The 5,298-nt window shown below is 63.4% G+C and carries 7 protein-coding genes; 1 reads left to right on the forward strand and 6 read right to left on the reverse strand.

The features are described 5' to 3' along the window. On the forward strand, positions 1-184 hold a 184-nt coding region (locus tag ENZ75_RS34620), incomplete at its 5' end, for a hypothetical protein (protein WP_206617066.1). Positions 185-186: 2 nt separating this feature from the next. On the opposite strand, the gene ENZ75_RS19645 is transcribed toward ENZ75_RS34620, so the two are convergent. The 6 genes from ENZ75_RS19645 to ENZ75_RS19670 form a co-directional block, all read right to left on the reverse strand. Continuing rightward, positions 187-822, reverse strand: coding sequence for a DUF480 domain-containing protein (locus ENZ75_RS19645; protein ID WP_027163303.1), 636 nt, complete (start codon positions 820-822; stop codon positions 187-189). 32 nt (positions 823-854) lie between these two features. Next, a complete protein-coding gene (locus tag ENZ75_RS19650) occupies positions 855-1,634 on the reverse strand; it encodes a succinate dehydrogenase iron-sulfur subunit (RefSeq protein ID WP_013528877.1) in 780 nt (259 codons plus the stop codon). A gap of 9 nt (positions 1,635-1,643) precedes the next feature. After that, entirely contained in the window at positions 1,644-3,479 is a 1,836-nt protein-coding gene (sdhA, locus tag ENZ75_RS19655) for a succinate dehydrogenase flavoprotein subunit (protein ID WP_063169528.1), read from the reverse strand. 1 nt (position 3,480) lies between these two features. Next, positions 3,481-3,876 carry a succinate dehydrogenase, hydrophobic membrane anchor protein gene (gene sdhD, locus ENZ75_RS19660; protein ID WP_013528875.1) on the reverse strand — a complete coding sequence of 132 codons (396 nt, stop codon included), beginning with the start codon at positions 3,874-3,876 and terminating at the stop codon, positions 3,481-3,483. A gap of 2 nt (positions 3,877-3,878) precedes the next feature. Next, entirely contained in the window at positions 3,879-4,298 is a 420-nt protein-coding gene (gene sdhC, locus ENZ75_RS19665) for a succinate dehydrogenase, cytochrome b556 subunit (RefSeq protein WP_063169529.1), read from the reverse strand. A gap of 261 nt (positions 4,299-4,559) precedes the next feature. After that, complete coding sequence (locus tag ENZ75_RS19670) at positions 4,560-4,988, reverse strand: hypothetical protein (RefSeq protein WP_063169530.1); 429 nt, start codon at positions 4,986-4,988, stop codon at positions 4,560-4,562. Between the last annotated feature and the right edge of the window lie 310 nt (positions 4,989-5,298).

The following is a 5,298-nucleotide window of genomic DNA, read 5'->3' on the forward strand; positions in this document are numbered from 1 at the left end:
GGTTTTCACGCCGACGGCAGGAACCTACAAATCCGTCAATGGTTGCCGGCCCGACCTTACGGGCCTCTGGAAATTCAAGCCCGGTGACCTGAAGCCGGTCTCCTTGCGTTGGCAACTGGACGGCAACCAGTTGCGGCTGATCGACCCCGACGGCGAAGCGAGCGGCGTTTACTCGAGGAGGTGAACCTAGCGCTCGCCGGTCAGCGCGTCGATGCGGGCGCGTAACATTGCAATCTCCTCCTCGAGGGCGCTGACGCGCTCCTCGAGGCCGGAGGCAGATGAAGCAGCCGACGCAGCCTGCATGGCGATGGGGGCGATCTGCGGAATCCCGCTCAGCAGATGGACGTAACGCTCCTCGCGCTGGCCCGGTCCGCGTGGGATTTCCTGGATGAGTGGCGGTCGGCGGCCGATCAGCATGTCGAGCTCGGCGCGCAAATCTTCGATCGACGAAAACCGTGCCATGCGCTCGGTGCGCGCCGACAATTCATGGGCCGTCTGCGGCCCGCGCAGCAACAGCAAGCCGATCAAGGCGGTCTGCGGTGTGGTCAGCGAGAAGCGCTGCGCCATCTGGTGCTCGTAGCGCTCGACACGCGAACCGAACATCTGCCGCACCAGCCCCTTTTGTTCGAGCAGCTTCAGCCCCCGGTGCACCTCGCTCTGCTCCAGCGCCATCACCGGCTCGCGCGCCGTCTTCTGGTTGGCGGCGGCCAGTGCCGCGTTGAGCGTCAGCGGATAGACATCCGGCGTCAGCTCCTTCTTCTCGATCAGGCAGCCGAGAATGCGAGCTTCCACAGGGGAAAGGATGGGAAGGTCATCGCTCATTGGATTACTCTCGCCGGCAACCAACCAACCGCCTAAACCCTTCTCTCCACCATCATCTTCTTGATCTCCGCGATCGCCTTGGCCGGGTTGAGGCCTTTGGGGCAGGTCTGCGCGCAGTTCATGATGGTGTGGCAGCGATAGAGCCGGAACGGGTCTTCGAGATTGTCGAGCCGCTCGCCGGTGGCCTCGTCGCGGCTATCGATCAGCCAGCGATAGGCCTGCAGAAGCGTTGCCGGGCCGAGATAGCGGTCGCCGTTCCACCAATAGCTCGGGCACGAGGTCGAGCAGCAGGCGCACAATATGCATTCATAGAGCCCGTCGAGCTTCTCGCGGTCCTCATGGCTCTGCAGCCACTCCTTGGCCGGCTCCGGCGACACCGTCTTCAGCCAAGGCTGGATCGACGCGTGCTGGGCGTAGAAATTGGTGAGGTCGGGCACCAGATCCTTGACCACCTGCATATGCGGCAGCGGGTAGACTTTTACCGCGCCCGAAATGTCGTCGCAGCCCTTGGTGCAGGCGAGCGTGTTGGAACCGTCGATGTTCATGGCGCAGGAGCCGCAAATGCCTTCGCGGCAGGAACGCCGCAAGGTCAGCGTCGGGTCGATCTTGTTCTTGATCCACAGCAGCGCGTCGAGCACCATCGGCCCGCAGTCGTCCATGTCGACGAAATAGGTATCGATGCGCGGGTTCTCGTCGTCGTCCGGCGACCAGCGATAGATGCGGTATTCCCGCAGATTGGTGGCGCCCTCCGGCTTCGGCCAGGTCTTGCCCGGCTTGATCTGCGAATTCTTGGGGAGCGTGAGTTCAACCATGTTCGATCCTCAATACACTCTGGCCTTGGGCGCGATCTTGGCGAGGCTGATGCCGCCGTCCTTTTCAGCCAGCTGCGGCTCGGTGTGCACCGGCCGGTAGGAGAGTGCCACCTCGCCGTCTTCGCTCAGCCTGGCCAGCGTATGCTTGCGCCAGACCGCGTCGTCGCGCGCCGAAAAGTCCTCGCGTGCGTGCGCGCCACGGCTCTCCTTGCGCGCCTCGGCGCTGTAGACCGTGGTGATGGCATTGGCCATCAGGTTTTCCAGCTCCAGCGTTTCGACCAGATCGGAGTTCCAGATCATCGAGCGGTCGGACACTTTGATGTCCTTCAACTCGCCCCAGATCTGCGAAATGCGCTTACAGCCATTTTCGAGCGACTCCTGCGTGCGGAATACGGCCGCGTCTTCCTGCATCGCCTTCTGCATCTTTTCACGCAGCACCGCCGTCGGTGTCGAGCCGTTGGCGTAACGCAGCCGGTCGAAGCGGTCCATGATCTTTTCGACCGAGGCTTCGTTGGGCGAAGGGATCGCCGACTTGCGGTCGATGACCTGGCCGGCGCGGATCGCCGCCGCGCGGCCGAACACCACAAGATCGATCAACGAATTCGAACCGAGCCTGTTGGCGCCGTGCACGGAGGCGCAGCCGGCTTCGCCGACAGCCATCAATCCGGGCGACACCTGGTCTGGATTGAGCGCCGTCGGATTGAGCACCTCGCCCCAGTAATTGGTCGGCACGCCGCCCATATTGTAGTGGACCGTGGGCAGCACCGGGATCGGCTCCTTGGTCAGGTCGACACCGGCAAAGATCTTGGCCGATTCCGAAATGCCCGGCAGCCGCTCATGCAGGACGGCGGGATCGAGATGGTCGAGATGCAGGAAGATGTGGTCCTTGTTCTTGCCGACGCCGCGGCCTTCGCGGATCTCCAGCGTCATGCAGCGCGAGACGACGTCGCGCGAGGCAAGGTCCTTGGCTGACGGCGCGTAGCGCTCCATGAAGCGCTCGCCCTCGGAATTGACGAGATAGCCGCCCTCGCCGCGCGCACCCTCGGTGATCAGGCAGCCGGCGCCATAGATGCCGGTCGGGTGGAATTGCACGAACTCCATGTCCTGCAGCGGAAAGCCGGCACGCGCGGCCATGCCGCCGCCGTCGCCGGTGCAGGTGTGCGCCGAGGTGGCCGAGAAATAGGCGCGGCCATAGCCGCCGGTCGCCAGCACCACCATCTTGGCCGAGAAGCGGTGGATGGTGCCGTCATCCAGGTTCCAGGCGACGACACCGGTGCAGGTGCCGTCCGGCTCCATGATCAGGTCGAGCGCGAAATACTCGATGAAGAACTGCGCATTGTTCTTCAGCGACTGGCCGTAAAGCGTATGCAGGATGGCATGCCCGGTGCGGTCGGCGGCGGCACAGGTGCGCTGCACGGGGGGACCTTCGCCATAGTTCATCATGTGGCCGCCGAACGGCCGCTGGTAGATCTTGCCCTCTTCGGTGCGCGAAAACGGCACGCCGTAATGTTCGAGCTCGTAGACCGCGGCCGGCGCCTCGCGCACCAGATATTCCATGGCGTCGACATCGCCCAGCCAGTCCGAGCCCTTGACGGTGTCGTACATGTGCCATTGCCAGGAATCGGGACCCATGTTGGACAGCGAGGCGGCAATGCCGCCTTGCGCCGCCACCGTGTGCGAGCGGGTCGGGAACACCTTGCTGATGCAGGCGGTGCGCAGCCCCTGTTCGGCCATGCCGAGCGTGGCGCGCAGGCCGGCGCCGCCGGCGCCAACGACCACCACGTCGAACTTGTGGTCGACAAGGGTATAGCCTGCCGTGTTGGCTTGTTTCGCGTCCTTGGCCAACTCAGCCTCCGAATGCCAGCTTGAGCAGGGCGAAGATCGAGGCGACGCCGACCGCTATGGTGAAAAATGTATTGAGCGCGATCAGCGCCAGCTTCATGCCTTCGCCATGCACGTAATCCTCAATGATCACCTGCATGCCGATCCGCATATGGGTGAGACCGGAGATGAGCACCAGGGCCATCACCAGCGCCACGAACGGGTTGGCAAGGGCTGCCCGCACATGCTCGTGGTCGGCGCCGTTGAGCGCGATCAGGAAACCGACGAAGAACAGGATCAGCGGGATGTTGGCGATCGCGGTCAGGCGCTGGCGCCAGAAATGCCCGGTGCCCTCGCGGGCGGAGCCGAGGCCGCGGACCCTCGCCAGCGGCGTGCGCATGTCGGTGTTTTTGCCGCTCATCATCAAGCTCCCCGCGCCATGGTGCCGGCGATCCAGATCAGCAGCGTGAGCAGGATCGAGCCGGCCAGCGTCGCCCAGGCGATCTTCGAGGCGGTATGCTTTTCCAGGCCCGCGCCCGTGTCCCAGATGAGGTGCCGTACGCCGCCCAGCATATGATGCATCAGCGCCCAGGTGTAGCCGAACAGGATGATCCGGCCGAGCCAGGTGCCGAAGGCCGAATTGGCCCAATCGAAGGTCGCCTGCGAGCTTGCCGCCGCCATCAGCCACAGGGCGACCAGCAGCGTGCCGAAATACAGCGCGCCGCCGGTGATGCGGTGAATGATCGACATCGTCATGGTGATCGGCGGCCGGTACACGGTGAGGTGCGGCGAAATCGGCCGTTCACGTCTGGCAAATTCGCGGGTGGCTGGTGATTTGCTCATGGCTCCCCCAGTTCGGCGTCTCTCTGGAGCCTCAGGTGGAAATGCGGCATTGCCGCTTCCGGTTGCGACTTCGGACAGCCGGTTTCTAATGCTCTTTTTGCACCGCGTCAAAGCCAGAAAACCGTTTCGAAAACGTAATTTAGTCTGACTAAAAGGCGGGCTTTGGCTTCAATCGATTAGGCTGGGAAGGCCTGAAGCCGGCTCGATATCGCTGCAGTGCAACATATCTGGCTCCAGGGCCCAGCGGTGGTGAGACTGGCGTCAGCGTTTGCAGGTCTGCGGCGTCGATCCCTTCTTCATCACCAGCGCCTCGCGCCCGTCGATCACGATTGCGTCATGCGTGGCCGCCTGGTAGCGGCTGCTCTGGTTGGCAGGCGACGCCGCAAACTCCTCGGTCGCGCCGTCGGACCCGACCACACGCAACGACGTGCCTAGATTTTGGATGAAAATCATACCGTTGTTGCCGCATCTATAGGTGGCCGTGCCTATGCCTGGTCGCGGCGCGGTAAGGTCGGTGATGATCTTGGGTGCAGCTGCCGGAGGCACCGCGGCTGCGACGGACTGCTGGGCCGGCGCAGGTGAGACGACGACGGTATTGGCTGCCTTCGGCGCGCTGTCTTGCGGCACACAGGCAGCGACGACACCGAGCAACGGGAAAACGGACACCCAAATCGGCCGGCGTAGCGCCATATGCTGTCCTCCCGCGCGGCAAGCGGCCACGATGCTTTGTCCAGATCACGATCGTCCCGACGCCAAGGCGGACGCCGCCGCGATGGTGCGGCCAAGCATGGCCGAATGATGGCCACCGGGTTTTCCATCCAGTCGGATATTAACGGATATTAACCATGTTTACCGAGACATCGCCGCCAAACGCGCCGGCCTCTTAACAAAGGTTAAGAAACCGTTAATTTCTGATTCGAGGAGGCTTTCCCTCAAGACACGGAGGACGCCATGCGTTCGAATTCGGGCAAATCGCGCCTTGCGGCGCTCGTCGTAGCAG

It is taken from the genome of Mesorhizobium sp. M7A.F.Ca.CA.002.04.1.1 (assembly GCF_004022805.1).
GTDB lineage: Bacteria > Pseudomonadota > Alphaproteobacteria > Rhizobiales > Rhizobiaceae > Mesorhizobium > Mesorhizobium ciceri.